At 71.5% G+C, this 17,068-nt stretch carries 22 protein-coding genes and 1 pseudogene; 15 read left to right on the top strand and 8 right to left on the bottom strand.

Annotated elements, in window-relative coordinates; translation table 11 throughout:
* Window positions 1-40: 40 nt before the first annotated feature.
* Window positions 41-787: an LOG family protein gene (locus Msi02_RS32025; RefSeq protein ID WP_204051632.1), complete on the top strand. Its 747-nt coding sequence runs from the start codon at window positions 41-43 to the stop codon at window positions 785-787.
* 9 nt (window positions 788-796) lie between these two features.
* Window positions 797-1,375, top strand: a complete 579-nt coding sequence (locus Msi02_RS32020) for an LOG family protein (protein WP_204051631.1) — start codon at window positions 797-799, stop codon at window positions 1,373-1,375.
* Here the strand turns inward: Msi02_RS32020 and Msi02_RS32015 are convergent, their stop codons facing one another.
* On the bottom strand, window positions 1,376-1,648 hold the full coding sequence (locus tag Msi02_RS32015) for a hypothetical protein (RefSeq protein ID WP_193204847.1): 273 nt from the start codon (window positions 1,646-1,648) through the stop codon (window positions 1,376-1,378).
* 43 nt (window positions 1,649-1,691) lie between these two features.
* Here Msi02_RS32015 and Msi02_RS32010 point away from each other — a divergent pair, with 43 nt between their 5' ends.
* From Msi02_RS32010 to Msi02_RS44640, 3 genes are all read left to right on the top strand, one after another.
* Complete coding sequence (locus Msi02_RS32010; RefSeq protein WP_079319399.1) at window positions 1,692-2,135, top strand: hypothetical protein; 444 nt, start codon at window positions 1,692-1,694, stop codon at window positions 2,133-2,135.
* Entirely contained in the window at window positions 2,129-2,725 is a 597-nt protein-coding gene (locus Msi02_RS32005; RefSeq protein WP_204051630.1) for a DNA-3-methyladenine glycosylase I, read from the top strand. The genes Msi02_RS32010 and Msi02_RS32005 overlap by 7 nt, the downstream gene beginning before the upstream one ends.
* A 79-nt stretch (window positions 2,726-2,804) precedes the next feature.
* Complete coding sequence (locus Msi02_RS44640; protein WP_373308325.1) at window positions 2,805-2,864, top strand: hypothetical protein; 60 nt, start codon at window positions 2,805-2,807, stop codon at window positions 2,862-2,864.
* On the opposite strand, the pseudogene Msi02_RS32000 reads toward Msi02_RS44640, so the two are convergent.
* Window positions 2,843-3,493 (bottom strand): annotated as a pseudogene (locus Msi02_RS32000) (enoyl-CoA hydratase-related protein); the annotation flags it as partial. The gene Msi02_RS44640 and the pseudogene Msi02_RS32000 sit on opposite strands and share 22 nt — an antisense overlap.
* 89 nt (window positions 3,494-3,582) lie before the next feature.
* Window positions 3,583-4,407, bottom strand: a complete 825-nt coding sequence (locus Msi02_RS31995) for a PaaX family transcriptional regulator (protein ID WP_239108901.1) — start codon at window positions 4,405-4,407, stop codon at window positions 3,583-3,585.
* A 126-nt stretch (window positions 4,408-4,533) separates the two neighbouring features.
* Here Msi02_RS31995 and Msi02_RS31990 point away from each other — a divergent pair, with 126 nt between their 5' ends.
* The 3 genes from Msi02_RS31990 (at window position 4,534) to Msi02_RS31980 (ending at window position 6,731) form a co-directional block, all read left to right on the top strand.
* Window positions 4,534-4,701, top strand: a complete 168-nt coding sequence (locus Msi02_RS31990) for a DUF3117 domain-containing protein (protein WP_076433904.1) — start codon at window positions 4,534-4,536, stop codon at window positions 4,699-4,701.
* Between the two features lie 83 nt (window positions 4,702-4,784).
* A complete protein-coding gene (locus Msi02_RS31985; protein WP_204051654.1) occupies window positions 4,785-6,245 on the top strand; it encodes a leucyl aminopeptidase in 1,461 nt (486 codons plus the stop codon).
* 87 nt (window positions 6,246-6,332) lie between these two features.
* Window positions 6,333-6,731 carry a hypothetical protein gene (locus Msi02_RS31980; RefSeq protein ID WP_204051627.1) on the top strand — a complete coding sequence of 133 codons (399 nt, stop codon included), beginning with the start codon at window positions 6,333-6,335 and terminating at the stop codon, window positions 6,729-6,731.
* 9 nt (window positions 6,732-6,740) lie between these two features.
* Here the strand turns inward: Msi02_RS31980 and Msi02_RS31975 are convergent, their stop codons facing one another.
* Window positions 6,741-7,370: an O-methyltransferase gene (locus Msi02_RS31975; protein ID WP_143737743.1), complete on the bottom strand. Its 630-nt coding sequence runs from the start codon at window positions 7,368-7,370 to the stop codon at window positions 6,741-6,743.
* Window positions 7,371-7,555: 185 nt separating this feature from the next.
* On the opposite strand from Msi02_RS31975, the gene sigE reads away from it, so the two are divergent.
* The 4 genes from sigE (at window position 7,556) to Msi02_RS31955 (ending at window position 10,587) form a co-directional block, all read left to right on the top strand.
* Window positions 7,556-8,164, top strand: a complete 609-nt coding sequence (gene sigE, locus Msi02_RS31970) for an RNA polymerase sigma factor SigE (protein ID WP_204051653.1) — start codon at window positions 7,556-7,558, stop codon at window positions 8,162-8,164.
* Window positions 8,161-8,724 (top strand): anti-sigma factor family protein, encoded by a 564-nt coding sequence (locus tag Msi02_RS31965; RefSeq protein ID WP_079319393.1) that lies wholly within the window; start codon window positions 8,161-8,163, stop codon window positions 8,722-8,724. Before sigE ends, Msi02_RS31965 begins: the two co-directional genes overlap by 4 nt.
* 106 nt (window positions 8,725-8,830) lie before the next feature.
* Window positions 8,831-10,120, top strand: coding sequence for a S1C family serine protease (locus Msi02_RS31960; RefSeq protein ID WP_239108900.1), 1,290 nt, complete (start codon window positions 8,831-8,833; stop codon window positions 10,118-10,120).
* 119 nt (window positions 10,121-10,239) lie between these two features.
* Window positions 10,240-10,587 (top strand): sec-independent translocase, encoded by a 348-nt coding sequence (locus Msi02_RS31955; RefSeq protein WP_079319413.1) that lies wholly within the window; start codon window positions 10,240-10,242, stop codon window positions 10,585-10,587.
* 16 nt (window positions 10,588-10,603) lie between these two features.
* Here Msi02_RS31955 and Msi02_RS31950 read toward each other — a convergent pair whose 3' ends face one another.
* The 3 genes from Msi02_RS31950 to Msi02_RS31940 are packed head-to-tail and all read right to left on the bottom strand — an operon-like array spanning window position 10,604 to window position 13,457.
* On the bottom strand, window positions 10,604-11,743 hold the full coding sequence (locus Msi02_RS31950) for an Mrp/NBP35 family ATP-binding protein (protein WP_179155449.1): 1,140 nt from the start codon (window positions 11,741-11,743) through the stop codon (window positions 10,604-10,606).
* Between the two features lie 17 nt (window positions 11,744-11,760).
* The gene (locus Msi02_RS31945; protein ID WP_079319391.1) at window positions 11,761-12,255 is read right to left on the bottom strand and encodes a DUF1003 domain-containing protein; all 495 of its coding nucleotides are present in this window, start codon (window positions 12,253-12,255) and stop codon (window positions 11,761-11,763) included.
* Complete coding sequence (locus Msi02_RS31940; RefSeq protein WP_239108898.1) at window positions 12,252-13,457, bottom strand: magnesium transporter MgtE N-terminal domain-containing protein; 1,206 nt, start codon at window positions 13,455-13,457, stop codon at window positions 12,252-12,254. The genes Msi02_RS31945 and Msi02_RS31940 overlap by 4 nt, the downstream gene beginning before the upstream one ends.
* Before the next feature lie 85 nt (window positions 13,458-13,542).
* Between Msi02_RS31940 and Msi02_RS31935 the strand changes: the two genes are divergently transcribed.
* The gene (locus tag Msi02_RS31935) at window positions 13,543-14,487 is read left to right on the top strand and encodes an EamA family transporter (RefSeq protein ID WP_204051626.1); all 945 of its coding nucleotides are present in this window, start codon (window positions 13,543-13,545) and stop codon (window positions 14,485-14,487) included.
* 20 nt (window positions 14,488-14,507) lie between these two features.
* On the opposite strand, the gene Msi02_RS31930 is transcribed toward Msi02_RS31935, so the two are convergent.
* Complete coding sequence (locus tag Msi02_RS31930) at window positions 14,508-14,885, bottom strand: hypothetical protein (protein WP_204051625.1); 378 nt, start codon at window positions 14,883-14,885, stop codon at window positions 14,508-14,510.
* A 35-nt stretch (window positions 14,886-14,920) separates the two neighbouring features.
* Here Msi02_RS31930 and Msi02_RS31925 point away from each other — a divergent pair, with 35 nt between their 5' ends.
* Together Msi02_RS31925 and Msi02_RS31920 are read left to right on the top strand one after the other, a co-directional pair.
* Window positions 14,921-15,859, top strand: coding sequence for an HpcH/HpaI aldolase/citrate lyase family protein (locus Msi02_RS31925; RefSeq protein WP_079319389.1), 939 nt, complete (start codon window positions 14,921-14,923; stop codon window positions 15,857-15,859).
* A gap of 28 nt (window positions 15,860-15,887) precedes the next feature.
* The gene (locus tag Msi02_RS31920) at window positions 15,888-17,033 is read left to right on the top strand and encodes a CPBP family intramembrane glutamic endopeptidase (protein ID WP_204051624.1); all 1,146 of its coding nucleotides are present in this window, start codon (window positions 15,888-15,890) and stop codon (window positions 17,031-17,033) included.
* Window positions 17,034-17,068: the final 35 nt, after the last annotated feature.

Here is a 17,068-nt window from a genome sequence, read left to right as displayed (position 1 = left end):
TCTTGCATCGTTCCCGGCCCCGACCGTTAGCGTGACCGTCATGAACCACACCCGACCCGAACGCCGGCAGGGTCCGTCGCTGGTCCGCGGCGGCCTCGTCCCGGATTCGACCCACGACCAGCGCCTGCTCGACCGCCGCGGCCCCACCGGCTGGCTCCACGAAGACCCCTGGCGCGTCCTGCGCATCCAGTCGGAGTTCGTCGAGGGCTTCGGCGCCCTCGCCGACCTTCCCCCGGCGGTGACCGTCTTCGGCTCGGCCCGCACCGGTCCCGACAGCCCCGAGTACGAGCTCGGGGTGAAGCTCGGCGCGGCGCTCGCCAAGGCGGGCTACGCGGTGATCACCGGCGGCGGTCCCGGCGTGATGGAGGCGGCCAACAAGGGCGCACTCGAAGCCGGCGGCATCTCGGTCGGCCTCGGCATCGAGCTGCCGCACGAGCAGCGCCTCAACGACTATGTGGACCTCGGCATCGAGTTCCGCTACTTCTTCGTGCGCAAGACGATGTTCGTCAAGTACGCCAGCGGGTTCGTGGCCCTGCCCGGCGGGTTCGGGACGCTCGACGAGCTGTTCGAGGCGCTGACCCTGGTGCAGACGCGGAAGGTCACCTCGTTCCCGGTGATCATGATGGGCGTCTCGTTCTGGTCGCCGCTGATCGACTGGATCCGCGACACGCTGCTGGCCACCGGGAAGGTCTCGCCGCAGGACGTGGAGCTGGTCTCGGTCACCGACGACCCCGACGAGGCCGTGCGTCTCATCGTGGAGGCCGACCGGCGCGCCGCCACTCAGTAGGGTTGCGATGTGTTCGTCTGCGTGTACTGCTCGTCCAGCCAGAAGATCGACCGGAAGTACCTCGACCTCGCCCGGGAGGTGGGCGCCGAACTGGCCCGCCGCGGCCACGGCCTCGTGAGCGGGGGCGCCATCGTCTCCTGCATGGGCGAGGTCGCCCGGGCCGTCCGCGACGGCGGCGGCCACACGGTCGGCGTGATCCCCCAGGCCCTGGTCGACGTCGAGATCGCCGACACCGACTCCGCCGAGCTGATCGTCACCGCCGACATGCGCGAGCGCAAGGGGATCATGGACGCCAGGTCCGACGCGTTCCTCGTGCTTCCGGGCGGCATCGGCACCCTGGAGGAGCTGTTCGAGATCTGGACCTCCCGGGTGCTCGGCATGCACGAGCGGCCACTGGTCGTCCTCGACCCGTGGGGCCTGTACAGGCCGCTGCGCGACCTGGTCGACGGCATGTACGAGCAGGGCTTCACACGGCCGAACGTGTTCGACGCGATCTCGTGGGCGACCACGGTGGAGGAGGCGCTCGACCTGCTGGAGCGGCCTGCCCTCCACCTCAGCCCCACGGGCGAGGAGCTGGGCGAGTCCTGATCAGGCCAGGCCGCGGCGGGTCAGGGCGGGGGGACGGCGGCCCAGCAGGGCCTCGGTCATGTCGAGGGCCTGCCGTACGTCGTGGGACGTCCGGAAGACGCTCGCGCCCGCCCAGGCGTAGGCGGCGGCGGCCGCGATCGCCTCGGTCTCGTCGCCGGGGAGCGTCACCACGACGGTGTGTCCCGCCCGGGCCAGCGCGGACACCTCCGGCAGCGAGGCGGCCTCGACCCAGCCGGGCTCGATCTCGTCGTCGGGCCCGATCACGCGCGTCATGCTTCCATGCTCGCACGCAAAAGAGTTGTGGCACGATTCGTATGTGCTGGTCGTACTCGTCATCGCCGGACTCGCCGTGATCGCCTGCGTGGTCATGGTCTCGCTGGGACACGGCGGCGAGATGGCGGAGTTCCCCCCTGACGCGCCGCCGCTCGACCTGCCCGCGGCCGGTCAGATGACTCCCGCCGACCTGATCGCGCTCCAACTGCCGATCGGACTCGTCGGCTACAGCACCCAGGCGGTGGACGAGACGCTGCACCGCGTCTCGGTCGCGCTCGGGGAGCGCGACACCCGCATCGCGGTGCTGGAGCAGCGCGTGGCCGAGTTGTCCTACGCGCGGCCGCAGGCCCGCGAGGAGACGAAGCAGGCCGAAACGAAGCAGGCGGACGACGCCGGGAGCCGGGCCGAGCGTGAGCCTGAGGTGCCCTCGGCCACGGCCCGCGAGGGCTGGGACGGCGACCGCGCCGACGCGGAAGAGGCATGGTGACAGTGCACGACGACGGGCTGGTCCGCTGCGGATGGGCGGGCACGTCGCCCGACTACGTCGCCTACCACGACGAGGAGTGGGGCCGTCCGGTCCGCGGGGACGACCTGGTCTTCGAGCGGATCACGCTGGAGGCGTTCCAGTCCGGCCTGTCGTGGCTGACGATCCTCCGCAAGCGCGACAACTTCCGCAAGGCGTTCGCCGGGTTCTCGATCCCGGCGGTGGCGGTCTTCGACGAGGTCGACGTGGAGCGCCTGCTCGCCGACGCGGGCATCGTGCGCAACCGCGCCAAGATCGAGGCGGCCGTCGCCAACGCCCGCGCCGCCCTGGAGGTGCCGGGTGGGCTGTCGGCGCTGGTGTGGAAGTACGCCGAGGAGCCCGGCAGGGTCCCGGCCACCCTCGCCGACGTCCCGGCCCGCACCGCCGGTTCCACGGCGCTGGCCAAGGAGCTCAGGAAGCAGGGCTTCCGCTTCGTCGGCCCCACCACGGCGTACGCCCTGATGCAGGCCATCGGCCTGGTGAACGACCACGTCGCAGACTGCCACGTACGCGAGGCCGTCACCGCCCAGGTCAGCGCCCTTCGCCGTGTTTGATGGCTTCGAGGCGCCTATCGGCCCTCGCTGTGTTTGATGGCTTCGAAGCGCCTACCGGCCTTCGAAGCGGGGCCGCTCCTTGTTGAGGAACGCCTTGGTCGCCGCCGCGTGGTCGGCGGTGGCCGCGCACTCGTCCTGAAGCTCCGCCTCCCGCTCCAGCGCCTCGGCGAGGGAGGACGACGCCGCGTGATCCAGCGCCGCCTTGGTCGCGGCGTACGCCCGGGTGGGCCCCTGCGCGAGCCGTACGGCGAGGTCGCGGGCGGCGGACGCCAGCCGGTCGGCCGGGACCACCTGCCCGACCAGGCCGAGCTCCAGAGCCCTGGTCGCGTCCACGACGTCGCCGAGCAGCAGCATCTCCCGGGCGCGCGCGGGGCCGACGAGCCGCTGGAGGGTCCAGGACGCGCCGGAGTCGGGCGCGAGCCCGATCCCGGTGAACGCCATCGAGAACTTCGCGTTCTCGGCCGCCACCCGGAAGTCGCACGCGAACGCCAGTGAGGCCCCCGCCCCGGCGGCCACCCCGTTGACCCCGGCCACGACGGGCTTGCCCATCGTGGCGACGGCCAGCACGACCGGGTTGTAGTGCTCGCGCACGGTGTTCGCCAGGCCGAGGCCCCGGTCGAGGTTGTCGGCGTGCTCGCGCAGGTCCTGCCCGGCGCAGAAGGCCCGGCCCGCGCCGGTCAGGAGCACGGCCCGCACCGACGCGTCGTCTGCGGCCCGCCGCACGGCCGCGAGCAGGGCGGTCTTCATCGCGACGGTCAGCGAGTTCATCGCGTCGGGGCGGTTCAGCGTGATCGTGGCGACGGCTTCGTCGACGTCATACGTCACGGTCATCTCGGGCGGCTCCATTCAGGTCGTCATCAGCTCGTGGTCAGATTGCGCTCGACGAACGCGGCGGCGGCTGGCAGCAGCCGGGCGGCCTCCTGCTCGAAGAAGGTGCGCGCCTTCTCACCCGGCCAGCCCGGCGGCAGCAGGTCGGCGGGCAGCCCGGGGTCGCGGAACAGGAAGTTGCGCCAGCCGTGCACCAGTCTGCTGCGGACCGCGAAGACCCGATCGTCCGGGGCGTCCTCCGGCAGCGAGCCCACCAGGTCCGCCGCGCTGGCCAGCCAATCCTCGTACGCGCTGCCGATGGCGTCCAGGTCCCACGCGCGCGCGAGCAGGTCGCGCGGGTCGCCCTCGTACGCGGCGTCGAACCGGTGGCCGGGGATCCGCAGCGCGTCGAGCTCCGGCGAGGGCCGCGGGCCGATCCAGGTCGTCTCCGACAGTGGGGCGTACCCGAGGAAGGCGAGGTCGGCGCGCAGCCGCTCGCGCCGCGCCCGGTCCCTGACCGGTTCGAGCACGAGGACGTGCCAGCGGCCGGCCCACGGTGTGTCGCCCCGCCGGTAGACGCGGGCCGCCGTCTCGTCGAGCCTGCGTTCGCATTTCGGCGTGACCGCGTACCCCGGTCCCTGCGGCAGCCGTACGGGGTCGAGCCAGCCCTGCCGGACCATGCGGGATATCGCGGTACGGACGGCCGGCGCCGCGATGTCGAGCGGCGCGAGCAGCCTCACGAGCGCGGCCACGGAGGCACGGCCGCCACGGGTGCGAAGGTGGTCCCCATAGAGATCGAAAAGCGCGGCTCGGGCGTTCACCCCACCCAGTGTGGGGTCACGTCCGGTCCGCCCACAACGCGTGTCCCGCCGCATTGATCCACTGACCGGATCCGGGCCGTTACCTTTTTGAGCTCGGAGGCGGGATAATAGAACATCACAGAAACGTGAATACGCCGGTTACCCTCCGGGGCGGCCGACAACGCGGGAAGGGATACACGCATGGCGGCGATGAAGCCGCGGACCGGTGACGGTCCGCTGGAGGTCACCAAGGAAGGACGGGGCATCGTCATGCGGGTCCCTCTCGAAGGTGGCGGCCGACTCGTCGTGGAGCTGTCCGCGGACGAGGCCAGCGCCCTCGGTGACGCGCTCAAGAAGGTGGTCGGCTGATCCGTCAGCCGACCTGTTCGATTCACGGCCCTGGCGGCGGGTGATCCCGCGCCGGGGCCGCCCTGTTGGAGGTGGACGTGCCCATCGAGACCACGCCGGTCCTCACCGGTTCTCACGGCGTCACCGGTCCTCACGGTGCCGGGCCCGCGCCGGACGCCGACCTGGTGGCCGTGCCTTTCAGCGCTGGACCGGTCGTTGCCGCAGCGCCCTGGCTGGAGTCCCCCGTGCCGGTGGACGCGCTGCTGGCGCACTACGAGGCCAAGGGAGAGCCGGGCGAGGTCGTGGAGGTGCCCACCGTCAGGGACGGCGGCGTGCGGCGCGTCCTGCTGTACGGCACCGGCGACGGCTCGGCCGCCGCGCTGCGCAAGGCCGGGGCGGCCGTCGCGAGGCGCGCGAAGGGCAGGGCGTCGCTGTCGGTCGTCGTCCCGTCCGAGGGAGATGCGGCCGCCCTGGTCGAGGGCGCGCTGCTCGCGGCGTACACGTTCACCATCGGCAACAGCCGCACGAAGCCGGTCGGGGAGATCGTCTTCGTCGGCGGGGACGAGCGGGACCTGAAGCGCGGCGAGGCGGTCGCGCGTGCCACCGCGCTCGCCCGCGACCTCGTCAACACCCCGTCCTCGGTGAAGACGCCCGCCTGGCTTGCCGAGCAGGCGAAGGCGGTCGCCGCCGAATCCGGGCTCGGCGTACGCGTGTGGGAGGGGCCCGAGCTCGGCGAGTTCGGCGGCATCCGGGCGGTCGGGCAGGGATCGGTCAGCCCGCCGCGCCTGGTCCAGCTCTCCTACACGCCGGAGAGCCCGCGCGCCCACGTGGTGCTCGCCGGCAAGGGCATCACGTTCGACACCGGCGGCCTGTCCCTGAAGCCCACCGAGGGCATGAAGGCGATGAAGACCGACATGGCGGGCGGCGCCGCCGTCATCGCCGCGATGAGCGCGCTGGCGGCCTTCGAGGCGCCGGTGCGGGTCACCGGCCTCGTGGCGTGCGCGGAGAACTCCATCTCCGGCTCGGCACAGCGGCCCGGAGACGTCATCACCCAGTACGGCGGGCGCACGGTCGAGGTGCTGAACACCGACGCCGAGGGCCGTCTCGTGCTGGCCGACGCCCTGGCGTACGCGGACGCCGAACTGGACCCGGACATCGTGATCGACGTCGCCACGCTGACCGGCGCGGCCAAGGTCGCGCTCGGCGTGAACCTGGGCGCGCTCTACGCCACCGACGAGACGCTGGCCGCGGACCTGATCGCCGCCGGGGAGGCCGGCGGGGAGCGGCTGTGGCGGATGCCGCTCGTGGAGGACTACCGCGCGATGCTCGACTCCGACGTGGCCGACCTGGCCAACGTCGACAGGACGATGTCGGGCGCGGCGGGGTCGATCGCCGCCGCCCTGTTCCTGCGGGAGTTCACCGGCGGGCGGCCCTGGGCCCACCTGGACATCGCGGGGCCCGCGCGGTCCACCTCCGACGAGGGCGAGATCACCAAGGGCGGCACCGGTTTCGGCGTCCGCCTGCTCCTCCGCTACCTCACCGCCGTTTCCGTGAACGGCGCCTGACCGCCGCTGCGAACTTTCCGGCGACTTCCGCTCTCCAACCCCCTGGAAGAAAACAGTGGAAGTCGCACAAAACGGAAAGGAACCGCGATGAAGAAGCTGCTGTTCGCCGCGGCCGTCGCCGGTCTGGCCTTCGCCACCGCCACCGTCGGCACCGCCGCCTCCGCGTCCGCCTCGCCGCTCGCGACGGCGCGGATCGGCGACGGCCACGGCAACGCCCTGGCGGAGGCCACGCTGACCGACCGCAACACGGTCATCATCTGCGACCGCAGCACCGACCACCGCTACGCCATGGTCAAGATCCGCTACAAGGGTCACACCTACCGCTATATGAACTTCTACAAGGACGTCGACTGCGTCGAGCAGAAGACGCGGAAGATGAACAGCGGAAAGATCGAGTTCTGGGCCTGCGTGAGCAAGCCGTACAAGCTGCGGTTCGCCCGCTGCGGGGCGAAGCAGACCCTGCTGCGGGCGTACAAGATGACGTGAGCGCTCCGGTCAGACGAGCTTGACGGCGGCCAGCAGCCCGGAGCCGAGCGGCAGCATCAGCGGGCGCAGCCGCTCGTCGTTCCTGACGAGCTTGCCCAGCTCCCGGATCGCGACCGTGTCGGGGTCGCGTTGGGTGGGGTCGGCCACCTGGTCGTCACAGAAGGCGTCGCCGAAGACGACGACCCCACCCCGGCGCAGGAGCCGCACCGACTCGGTGAGGTAGTCGATGTACTCCTGCTTGGCCGCGTCGCAGAAGACCATGTCGTAACCGCCGTCGGCGAGGCGGGGGAGGACGTCGAGCGCGCGGCCGCCGATCAGGCGGATGCGGCTGCCGGAGAACCCCGCCTCCGCGAACGTCTGGCGCGCCATGCGCTGGTGCTCGGGCTCCACGTCCACGCTCGTGAGCGTCCCGTCCGGGCGCATGCCGCGCAGCAGCCACAGGCCGGAGACCCCGCATCCGGTGCCGACCTCCACCACCGAGCGCGCGTTCGCCACGGTGGCGAGGAAGCAGAGCGCCGCTCCGCACCCGGGCAGGATCGGGCGCGCCCCGACCTCGATGCCACGCCGGCGCGCGGTCCGCAGGATCTCGTCCTCCGGGACGAACTCCTCCGCGTACTCCAGGCTGGCCGGTGTCGCCATCGGCCTCTCCCTCCCCTGCTTCATCTTGGACGCAGCCTAGGGGAGTCGGACCGGAACGGGAACTCACGCCACAACGGGGACGTTGCACGCTTTGAACGGTCTTTGTTCAAGACCGCTCAGCCCGCGGTGCGCAGGAAGGGGCGAAACCAGGCACTATGGCTGTAGCGACGATCCTGCAGAGAGGAATGCCGGTGGACGAGCACGACCACCAGGCGGAGACTTCGGTGTCCGACTGGACGCCTCCCACCTGGGAGGAGGTCGTCCGAACTCATTCCGCTCGGGTCTACCGGCTGGCCTATCGGCTGACGGGCAACGTCCACGACGCCGAGGACCTCACGCAGGAGGTCTTCGTCCGGGTCTTCCGGTCCCTGTCGAGCTACACCCCGGGCACGTTCGAGGGGTGGCTGCACCGGATCACGACGAACCTCTTCCTCGACATGGCGCGGCGCAGGCAGCGCATCCGCTTCGAGGGGCTGGCGGACGACGCCGCCGAGCGGCTGCACGGCCGCGAGCCGTCCCCGGCGCAGGCGTACGACGACGCGCACCTGGAGCCCGACATCCAGGCCGCGCTCGACTCCCTGGCACCGGAGTTCCGGGCGGCCGTGGTGCTGTGCGACATCGAGGGACTGTCCTACGAGGAGATCGCCGCGACGCTCGGCGTGAAACTCGGCACGGTGCGCAGCCGCATTCACCGCGGCCGCGCCCAACTGCGGGAGGCACTCGACCACCGGGCGCCCTCCGCGAACCGGAACGGCGATCAAACCCCCCCTTCAATCAGCAGGGAGGGACTGTGAGTCATCTTGGCGAGCGCGTCTCCGCGCTCATCGACGGCGAACTCAGTCACAACGAGCGGGAACGCGCGCTCGCGCACCTGACGTTCTGCGCGGACTGCCGTGCGGAAGTCGACGCGATGCGGGCGCTGAAGACCCGCCTGCGGTCCATGGATCCGCCCGCCATGCCGGCGGACCTCACGATGTCGCTGCTCCGCATGGCGGAGCCGGGAGGGCCGTTGCCGCCGCGTATGCGGCCCTTTCCCGACCACCCGGCCTTCGGAGCCGGGCGGCTACCCGGCATGCACGCCGCAGGGCCCATGGACAACCGGCCCCGGGGCAGGGACGAGGGACGATCGGGGCCCGGGCGGCCCGGCAGGGCCCGACGGGCGGGATACGTCGCCGTGGGAATGGCCGGCGCCGCAGTCGCCCTCGGCACCATGCTCATGGCCGGGGGATCCACGGCCACCCCGAACCCGACGCCCGGCCAGATGTTCGTACAGCATCCCGCACAGAACAGGGCGCCCGTGGTGAGCGTGTCACCCACCCCGTCACCCAGCGTCACCAGGGGGCTTTCGCGCTGATACGAGGAATCGGCATACGATCGGACACCGTAGCCGTCGTGTGCCGCTTTCCTCGTTACCGCGGCTGCCCAGCGGATGACGCCGTGTGCGAGGAGTGACTGCCGCGATGACCGACAACACGCGTCCGTTCGGCGCGTCGGACCGGCCCGAGTTCCTTCCCGCGGGGGAGGAGCCGCAGGACTCTCCGGGCGGCCCTCCGCCGTCCACCGGCCCGTACGGCATGGGCCCCGGCTGGGCCCCGCCGCCGCTGTACCCCGTCGCACCGCAGCGGGAGCCGCGCGGCCCCAACATCGCGCTGTACGCCGCCCTGGCCGTGGTCATCGCGCTCGTGGCGGGCGGGGTGGCGAGCTGGGGCACGTTCCTGCTGACGCGTCCGTCCTCCGGCATCGACCCCGGATACGCGCTGAGCACGCCGTCGAAACAGCCCACGGCCCGGCCGCCGGAGTCGGTGGCCGGGGTGGCCGCCAAGGTCCTGCCCAGCGTGGTCTCGCTGGAGGTCAAGGGCAACAGCGAGTCGGGCACCGGGTCGGGCTTCGTCATCAAGGGCAGCTACATCGTCACGAACAACCACGTCGTGGCCGTCGCGGGACAGGCCGGGGAGATCCGCATCCGCTATAACGACCGCACCTCCTCGGGGGCGCGCGTCGTCGGCCGCGACCCCAACTCCGACATCGCGGTCGTGAAGCCCGACGGGACCGTCAAGGCGCCGGAGCTGCCCCTCGGCAACTCCGACGGCGTGGTGGTCGGCGACCCGGTCATCGCGGTCGGCTCGCCCCTCGGCCTGAGCGGCACGGTCACCACCGGCATCGTCAGCTCGCTCAACCGGCCCGTCGAGGCGGGCGGCAGCACCGGGTCTGACTACGCGCTCATCAACGCGATCCAGACGGACGCCGCCATCAACCCCGGCAACTCGGGCGGCCCCCTGGTCAACGCCGCGGGCCAGGTGATCGGGGTGAACTCGGCGATCGCCACCGTCGGCGGCTCCCTGCTGGGCCAGCAGTCCGGCAGCATCGGCCTCGGCTTCGCGATCCCGGTGAACCAGGTGCGCCGGATCGCCCAGGAGCTCATCACCACCGGAACGGCCCGCACCTCCAGGATCGGCATCACGATCGACCAGAGCTACCAGGGCCAGGGGGTGCGGATCGCGACGCAGACGGAGGGCGGCGCCGTGCCGGTCACGCCGGGAGGTCCGGCCGCGAAGGCGGGCCTGCACGCGGGGGACGTCATCCTGGAGGTCGACGGCCAGCCCGTGAGCGACAGCCGGGAACTGATCGTCACCATCCGCAGCAAGGCCCCAGGCGACCAGGTGCGGATCAAGTTCCGGCACGACGGCGAGGTGCGGACGGCGACGGTCACGGTCGGCGCGGCCCCCGCCCCCAGCGCGCGACCCTCATGAACAGGCCTTCATGAACAGGCCTTCTTGAAGCCGGGCGCATGAAGCAGGGCGTCCCCTGTCCACAGCTCGGGGCGCGGGCATTAGTCTGATTTCAGTCGCACGTGCAGGAGGAGATCGCCATGTTCGGACTCGGCTGGGGGGAGGCCCTGGCGCTGGTGGTGATCGCCCTACTCGTCTTCGGACCGGAGAAGCTGCCTCAGGCCGCCTCGCAGGCGGGCCGTACGCTGCGGCAGCTCCGGCAGATGGCCAACAACGCGAAGGCCGACCTGCAGGCCAACATGGGGCCCGAGTTCGCCAACTTCGACCCGGCCGACCTCAACCCCAAGAACTTCGTGCGCAAGCACCTGCTCGACGACCTCGAGAACGACTGGAACGGCACCTCGGCGACGACGACGGCCGAGCCGGTCGCCCCCACGCCGGAGCTGGGCGTGGGGGAGATCCCGCCGTACGACAACGAGGCGACCTGATCCGGCCCCGGTCTGGCTAGTGCTTGACCGGGGAGATGTCGAGCTTCAGGCCCTTGAGACTGGTCGACTTCTTGCCGAGCCCGGCCGCGATCCGGCGCAGCTCCGCGGCCGCCGGGGCGTCGGGGTCGGTCAGCACGAGCGGCTTGCCCTCGTCGCCGCCCTCACGCAGCCGCATGTCGATCGGCACCTGGCCGAGCACCGGCACGCGCGCGCCCAGCGTGCGGGTCAGCGCGTCGGCCACGGTCTGGCCGCCGCCCTCGCCGAACACCGAGATGCGCTCGTCGCAGTGCGGGCAGGGCAGCCACGCCATGTTCTCGATGACGCCCGCGATCTGCTGGTGGGTCTGGGCGGCGATCGACCCGGCGCGCTCGGCCACCTCGGCGGCGGCCTGCTGCGGGGTCGTCACGACCAGGATCTCGGCCGTGGGCAGGCGCTGGGCGACCGAGATCGCGATGTCGCCGGTGCCCGGGGGCAGGTCCATCAGCAGGACGTCGAGGTCGCCCCAGTAGACGTCGGTGAGGAACTGGTACAGCGCGCGGTCGAGCATCGGGCCGCGCCAGACCACCGGAGTGTTGCCCTCGGGCTTGAACATGCCGACCGAGATGACCTTGATGTCATGCGCCACCGGCGGCATGATCATGTCCTCGACCTTGGTGGGCCGTTCGCTCACGCCGAGCATGCGCGGCACCGAGTGGCCGTAGATGTCGGCGTCGACGACGCCCACCTTCAGGCCCTGGGAGGCCATCGCCGCGGCGAGGTTCACCGTGACCGACGACTTGCCGACGCCGCCCTTGCCGCTCGCGACCGCGAACACGCGGGTCAACGAGCCGGGCTTGGCGAAGGGGATCTCCTTCTCCGGCCCGCGGTCGCCGCGCAGCTTCGTCTGCAGTTCCTTGCGCTGTTCGGCGCTCATGACGTCCATGTCCACGTGGACGCGGGACACGCCGTCGATCCGGGACACGGCCCCGGTGACGTCGCGGGTGATGGTGTCCTTCAGGGGGCAGCCGGCGACGGTCAGGTACACGCCAACGCGCACCACCCCGTCGGGGGAGATGTCGACGTTCTTGACCATGCCGAGCTCGGTGATCGGCCGGCGGATCTCCGGGTCGTTCACCGTCGCCAGCGCGGCCATGACCAGTTCAGGGGATGGTGCCATGAATCCATGCTATGGACTCAGCGGGCATCCTCCGAACCCGCCCCACGCGATCTAGGCGGATCCGCGGTCAGCTCGTCCTGCAGACGCTGGAGCTCCGAGCGGATGTAGTCGCGCGTGGCCACCTCGCCGAGCGCCATACGCAGGCCGGCGATCTCCCGGGTGAGGTACTCGATCTCGGCCTGGTTGCGCTCGGCCGTCACCCTGTCCTGCTCGTACTGGATGCGGTCGCGGTCGGCCTGCCGGTTCTGCGCCAGCAGGATCAGCGGCGCGGCGTACGACGCCTGGAGCGAGAGCATCAGGGTCAGGAAGATGAACGGATAGGGGTCGAACTTGTACGGCGCGAACACGTTCCACAGCAGCCACACCCCGACGAACACGGTCATGTAGACGATGAACCGCGCCGTGCCGAGGAACCGGGCGAACCGTTCCGAGAACTCGCCGAACGCCTCGGGGTCGTAGTAGAGCCGCAGGCGGTAGGTCAGTTCGCGCGGCTGGTCGAGGCGTTCTGTCATGGGCGTTCCCGCCAGTCCTCCGGCAGCATGTGGTCGAGCACGTCGTCGACGGTCACCGCGCCGAGCAGGCGGCTCAGCTCGTCCACGACGGGGACCGCGACCAGGTTGTACGTCGCGAGGTAGGACGCCACCTCGTGCACCGTGAGCTCGGGCCTGATCGGGTCCACGGTGATGTCTATCACGCTGCCGAGCAGCGTCGACGGCGGCTCCCTGAGCAGTCGCTGGAAGTGCGCCACCCCCAGGAAGCGCCCCGTCGGCGTCTCGGTCGGCGGGCGGGTCACGTACACCTGGGCGGCGATGGCGGGGGGCCGCTCCTCCTGACGGATGTGCGCCAGGGCCTCGGCCACGGTGGAGGTCGGCGGGAGGACGACCGGCTCGGTCGTCATCATGCCGCCGGCGGTGAACTCGCCGTAGGTCAGCAGCCGCCGGACCGGCGCGGCCTCCTCCGGCACCATGAGCCGCAGCAGCCCCTCGGCCTGCTCGGCGGGCAGCTCCTGCAGCAGGTCGGCGGCGTCGTCGGGGCTCATCTCCTCCAGCACGTCGGCGGCACGCTCCCGGTGCAGCCGGCTCAGCACGAGCACCTGGTCGCGCTCGGGCAGCTCCTCCAGCACGTCGGCGAGCCGGTCGTCGTCCAGGGCGGCGGCGACCTCGGCCATCCGCTTGGTGGGCAGCTCGTGCAGCATGTTCGCCAGGTCGGCCGGGCGCAGCGCCTCGAAGACGGCGAGCAGGTTGGCCGCGCCCTGGTCCTTCTGGATCCCCGCGAAGCCGGTGACCTCGTCCCAGTCGACGATCAGGGTCTCGCCCCTGCGCCGCGTCCCGCGGCGTACCGCGACCTTCGTGATGAGCCAGTCGGACGGCCGCGGCTGCTCCATGGCGAGGTCCTGTACGGTCACCCGCTCGCCCTTGTACTCGACGGTGCGGTCGAGCATCTCCCCGATGGCCAGGGTCTCGGCGTCCCGGCACTCGAACCTGCGCATGTTGAGCTTGCCGGTGAAGATGAGGGCGCGGGCCTCGATGCTGGTGATCCTGGTGATCGGCAGGAAGACCCGGCGGCGTGGCTGGACCTCGACGACGAAGCCGTGGACCCGGGGGAGCAGCGGTCCCCGCAGCGAGACGACGACGTCCCGGATCCGGCCGATCTGGTCGCCGGCCGGGTCGAAGACCGCCAGCCCCGCCAGGCGGGCCACGAAGATCCGATCCACTCTGTCAGGTTACGCAAGGATGCGGACCGCTCCGGGTTATGACAGGATCAAAGCCGTTTATTGGTAATTACATGGGCAGGTGACGATGAGGGCTGTCAGCCTGGCGATCGCGGGCGTCTCGGCCTTCTGCTTCGGGTTCTCCGGACCGATGGCGAAGCTCCTCGGCATGGCGGGGCTCACCCCGCTGGAGGCCGTATGGGTCCGCATGGCAGGGGCAGGCGTGCTCCTGCTCGCGGTCCTGGCCGTCGTCAGGCCGCGCGCGCTGCGCATCCCCCGCGACCGCCTGCTGTTCTTCGCGGCGTACGCCGTGATCGCCGTGGCGGCCGTGCAGGGCCTGTTCTTCATGGCCATCACCCGGCTGCCGGTCGGCGTGGCGCTGCTGCTCGAGTACACCTCGCCGGTGCTGGTGGTCCTGTGGGTGCGGTTCGTCCGGCGGCTGCGGCTGCCGCGCTCGGCCTACCTGGGGGCGCTCATCGCGATCGTGGGGCTGGCGATCGTCGTGCAGGTCTGGGAGGGCCTGCGCCTCGACGCGCTCGGGCTGCTGCTCGGCCTGGTGGCCGCCGCCTGCTGCGCCGGATATTTCCTGATGAGCGACTCGTTCGGCGACGACGTGGACACGCTGGGGCTGATCGGCTGGGGCATGCTCGGTTCGGCGGTGGTCCTGCTGCCCGTCTCCCGGCCCTGGAACATCGACTGGCCGGCGTTCACCCGCGCCGTCGAGGTCTCCGGTCACACGGTCCCCGTCGCCGTGGTCGCCCTGGTGCTGGTCGTGGTGGCCACGGTCGTCGCGTACACGACCGGGGTCACGGCCGTGCGGCGGCTGTCGGCCGCCGTCGGGGCGACGGTCGCCTCGGTGGAGGTCATCGCGGGGGCGGTGATCGCCTGGGTGCTGCTCGGCGAGCGCCTGGGGGCCGCCCAGATCACCGGAGGCGTGATCGTGCTCGCCGGGGCCCTGCTGGCCCAGACCGCGACCGTTCGGCTCGGCTCCGAGCGCCAGGCCGCCGACGCCGCCGAGACCGTACGCGTCTGACGGGGTCAGGCCCTGTGTCTTCAGGGTCTGGGGACGAGCCGTACGACGGTGGACCCCTCGGCCCAGCGAGCGGTCAGACCGGCGGCGTCGCGGGCGTTCAGGCGCTCCTTGGCCAGCGCGGCCACGGCCTCGGGGGCGGCCGCCTGGTCCACCACCTCGGCGACGGCGGGGAAACGGACGAGCTCTGCGCCGTTGTCCTTGCTGCGCAGCACGACCTTGATCTCGCCCCGCCCGGCCGCGACCTCGGCCAGCCCGGGCAGGGACTGCTCCCCTCCGCCGGTCACCACGTAGACCGCGCCGTCGTGCCACACGTGCCAGGCCAGCCGGACCCCGGACGGCAGGCCGAGCCACAGCACGTTGGACTTCTTCGCGCCCTCTTCGATCACCGCCGGCCTCATGAGTAAGAGCTTATTCACCGCGCTACGGTGTGCCCATGCGCGCTCGACGTTCCTGCCTGGCGGTGCCCGGCAGCAACCCTCGTTTCCTGGAGAAGGCCCAGGGCCTCGCCGCCGACGAGGTCTTCCTCGACCTGGAGGACTCCGTCGCCCCCGGCGCCAAGGACGAGGCGCGCCGCAACGTCGTCGCCGCGCTCAGGGAGGGCGACTGGACGGGGAAGACGGTCGTCGTCCGGGTCAACGACCTCACCACCCGCTGGACCTACCGGGACGTCATCGAGGTGGTCGAAGGCGCCGGCGACCGGCTCGACTGCCTCATGCTGCCGAAGGTCGCGGACGCCTCCCACGTGGCCTGGCTCGACACCCTCCTCGGCCAGATCGAGCGGGCCACCGGCCTGCCCGAGGGCGGCATCGGCATCGAGGCGCAGATCGAGGACGCCAGGGGCCTCGTCAACGCGGACGACATCGCCGCCTCCTCGCCCCGGCTGGAGACGCTGGTCTTCGGACCGGCCGACTTCATGGCCTCGATCGGCATGCGGACGCTCGTCGTGGGCGAGCAGCCCCCCGGGTACGGCGAGGGGGACGCCTACCACTACATCCTGATGCGCATCCTGATGGCCGCCCGCGCGCACGGCCTCCAGGCGATCGACGGGCCATACCTGCAGATCCGCGACCTGGACGGCTTCCGCCGGGTGGCGATGCGGTCGGCCGCCCTGGGGTTCGACGGCAAGTGGGTGCTCCACCCGTCGCAGGTGGATGCGGCCAACGAGGTGTTCTCGCCGTCCCAGGAGGACTACGACCACGCCGAGCTCATCCTCGACGCGTACGAGTACTACACGACGGTCGAGAAGCGGGGCGCGGTCATGCTGGGGGACGAGATGATCGACGAGGCGTCGCGGAAGATGGCCCTGGTGGTGGCGGCCAAGGGCCGCGCCGCCGGCCTTCCCCGGTCCGGCTCCTTCACCCCGCCCAGCTGATCGCCCGCGGTACGCGAAGAATGGACACATGAACGAACCACAGCCGGATCCGGCCCGGACACCGGGCCCGGATCAGGCCGCCGGCCCGAACCAGATGCCCGGTCCCTACCTGGCGCCCGGGCCGTACGCGGGCGGGACCGCCTGGCCGGCCGGTCCGCCGCAGCCGCTGCCACAGCCGCCGCCACACCCCGCGGCCCAGCCGCAGTGGTCATATCCGGGGCCGTATCCGGGGCCGTACGCACAGCCGTATGCGTGGGGGCCGCCCCCGCGTACCCGCTGGGACGTCCCGCCCCCGCCCGGCACCCGTTACGACCGCCTGGCCCGTACGCCGTTGCACCGCTGGTGGCGGCCGATCCTCGGCACGGCGGCGATCATCGTGGCCTTCCTGGCGCTCTCGATCGCCGTCGGCCTGGTGGCCTTCGTGGTCTCGCTGGTCACCGGCGTGCCCATGGTGCGGACGGGGACCCGGCTGTTCGCCGATCCCGTCCTCGACCTCGGGTTCCAGCTGGGGGTCATCGCGCTGCTGCTGCCGCTGGTGCTCGGCGCGGCCTGGCTGTTCCAGCGAAGACCGCCGGGGTCGCTGTCGTCGGTGGCCCTGCGGCTGCGGTGGCGGTGGCTGGGGGCCTGCCTGCTGGTCGCGCTGGTGTCGGTCGTGCTCGGCCAGGCGGTCGAGGCGGGGACGCTGATGTCCGCCGGGGTGGATCCCGGATTCCGCTGGGCGGGCTGGGAGCAGTTCCTCCCGGCCGTCATCGTGATCCTGCTGCTGGTGCCGTTCCAGTCGGCGGCGGAGGAGTACGCCTATCGCGGGTGGATCATCCAGGGGTTCGGGGCGTACCTGCGCAATCCGTGGCCGGCGATCCTGGTGGGCGCGGCGGCCTTCGCCGCCTCGCACGGCTACACGGGCTGGGGGATCGCCTACGTCTTCGCGTTCGGCATGCTCATGGGGTGGCTGGCGGTCCGCACCGGCGGACTGGAGGCGCCGATCGCCCTGCACGCGACCAACAACATCGTGGCGTTCGGAGTCGTCGCGGCCTCGGGGGACATGGGGAGCGCGATGGAACAGGGCGAGGTGCCCTGGGAGGCGCTGATCGGATCGGCCGTCCAGTTCGCGGTTTTCGGCATCGGCGTGCTGATAATCGCCCGAAAGTGGGCAATTCAGACCCTCTCCCGATAAATCTCACTAGAGAGGTATGGCCCCCACGCTTTTCC

This window comes from Microbispora siamensis (assembly GCF_016863095.1).
Taxonomy (GTDB): Bacteria; Actinomycetota; Actinomycetes; order Streptosporangiales; family Streptosporangiaceae; genus Microbispora; species Microbispora siamensis.
The sequence above is the reverse complement of the archived record's forward strand: the minus strand, read 5'-3'. Positions and strand labels throughout refer to the sequence as shown.